The following is a 2,320-nucleotide window of genomic DNA, read 5'->3' as shown; positions in this document are numbered from 1 at the left end:
CTAGACGCTGAACTTGAAGCCGCGCTAGCCGAACTTTCTGCACTAGACGCTGAACTTGAAGCCGCGGTAGCCGAACTTTCTGCACTAGACGCTGAGCTTGAAGCCGCGCTAGCTGAACTTGATGCGCTAGACGCTGAATTTGAAGCTGCACTTGCAGAGCTTTCTGCGCTGGATGCGGAACTTGACGCTGCACTTGCAGAGCTTTCTGCGCTGGATGCGGAACTTGAAGCCGCGCTAGCTGAACTTGATGCGCTAGACGCTGAACTTGATGCTGCGGTTGCAGAGCTTTCTGCGCTGGATGCGGAACTTGAAGCCGCGCTAGCTGAACTTGATGCGCTAGACGCTGAACTTGATGCTGCGGTTGCAGAACTTGCGGCATTAGATGCTGAGGTTGATGCTGCACTTGCAGAGCTTTCGGCATTAGAAGCTGAAGTTGATGCCGCTGTTGCCGAACTGTTAGCGCTAGATGCAGAAGTTGAGGCTGCCGTTGCCGAACTGTTAGCGCTAGATGCAGAACTTGATGCTGCACTTGCAGAACTCGCTGCATTAGAAGCCGAAGTTGATGCAGCTGTTGCCGAGGAGGCAGCATTTGTCGCTGCGCTGATCGCCGAGCTTGCTGCGGATGAAGCTTTAGTAGCTGAACTTTCTGCACTAGACGCTGAACTTGACGCCGCAGTAGCAGAGCTTGATGCGCTAGATGCTGAATTTGATGCTGCTGTTGCCGAGCTTGCTGCATTAGAGGCAGAAGTTGATGCACTAGACGCTGAACTTGATGCCGCGGTTGCAGAACTTGACGCTGCTGTTGCGGAACTTTCTGCGCTAGATGCAGAACTTGATGCACTAGACGCTGAGCCCGATGCAGCAGTTGCGGAGCTTGATGCGCTGGATGCAGAAGTTGACGCTGCGGTAGCTGAACTTGAAGCCGCGGTAGCCGAACTTTCTGCACTAGACGCTGAACTTGAAGCCGCGCTAGCCGAACTTTCTGCACTAGACGCTGAACTTGACGCTGCTGTTGCGGAACTTTCTGCGCTGGATGCGGAACTTGACGCTGCACTTGCTGAGCTTGCTGCACTAGAAGCGGATGTTGATGCTGAACTTGCAGAGCTTTCCGCACTGGAAGCCGATGTTGAAGCTGAGCTTGCAGAACTTGACGCTGAACTTGCGGAGCTTTCTGCATTAGAAGCAGAAGTTGAGGCTGAGCTTGCAGAGCTCGATGCACTAGATGCAGAAGTTGAAGCTGCCGTTGCCGAACTGTTAGCGCTAGATGCAGAACTTGATGCACTAGACGCTGAGGTTGATGCGGCGGTTGCGGAGCTTTCGGCATTAGAAGCTGAAGTTGATGCCGCTGTCGCAGAGCTTGACGCTGCGGTAGCTGAACTTGATGCATTAGAAGCTGAAGTTGACGCAGCTGTTGCAGAGCTTTCGGCATTAGAAGCTGAGCTTTCTGCGCTAGACGCAGAACTTGACGCTGCGGTTGCGGAACTTGCTGCATTAGAAGCAGAAGTTGAGGCTGAGCTTGCAGAGCTTGATGCACTGGATGCAGAAGTTGAAGCTGCCGTTGCCGAACTTTCTGCATTAGACGCAGAAGTTGATGCTGCGGTAGCTGAACTTGATGCATTAGAAGCCGAAGTTGACGCAGCTGTTGCAGAGCTTTCGGCATTAGAAGCTGAGCTTTCTGCGCTAGACGCAGAACTTGACGCTGCGGTTGCGGAACTTGCTGCATTAGAAGCAGAAGTTGAGGCTGAGCTTGCAGAGCTTGATGCACTGGATGCAGAAGTTGAAGCTGCCGTTGCCGAACTTTCTGCACTAGACGCAGAAGTTGATGCTGCGGTCGCCGAACTGTTTGCGTTAGATGCAGAACTTGAAGCTGAGGTAGCTGAGCTTTCTGCATTGGACGCGGAACTTGACGCTGCGCTTGCGGAGCTCGATGCGCTAGATGCCGAAGTTGATGCCGCGGTCGCAGAACTTGACGCTGCGGTAGCTGAACTTTCTGCGCTAGATGCTGAGGTTGATGCCGCTGTTGCAGAGCTTGATGCGCTGGATGCAGAAGTTGAGGCTGCCGTTGCCGAACTAGAAGCTGCGCTAGCCGAACTTTCTGCACTGGACGCGGAGCTTGATGCACTAGATGCTGAATTTGACGCTGCACTTGCCGAGCTTGATGCGCTAGAAGCGGATGTTGAAGCCGCTGTTGCAGAATTTGACGCTGCGGTAGCCGAACTTTCTGCACTAGACGCAGAAGTTGATGCAGCTGTTGCCGAAGAGGCCGCATTTGTCGCTGCGCTGATCGCAGAACTTGCCGCCGATGAAGCTTTAGTAGCTG

Annotated in this window: 1 protein-coding gene; it reads left to right on the top strand. The window is 53.6% G+C overall.

The window, feature by feature from the left end; genetic code table 11:
• A partial coding sequence (locus BN3349_RS12110; protein ID WP_048736392.1) for a coiled-coil domain-containing protein occupies positions 1-2,320 on the top strand: 2,320 nt, incomplete at both ends.

Origin of the sequence: Necropsobacter massiliensis, from assembly GCF_000827595.2 — a bacterium.
In the GTDB taxonomy this organism is placed as follows: domain Bacteria; phylum Pseudomonadota; class Gammaproteobacteria; order Enterobacterales; family Pasteurellaceae; genus Necropsobacter; species Necropsobacter massiliensis.
Note: the sequence above shows the minus strand (reverse complement) of the source record. Positions and strands in the feature narration are given on the sequence as shown.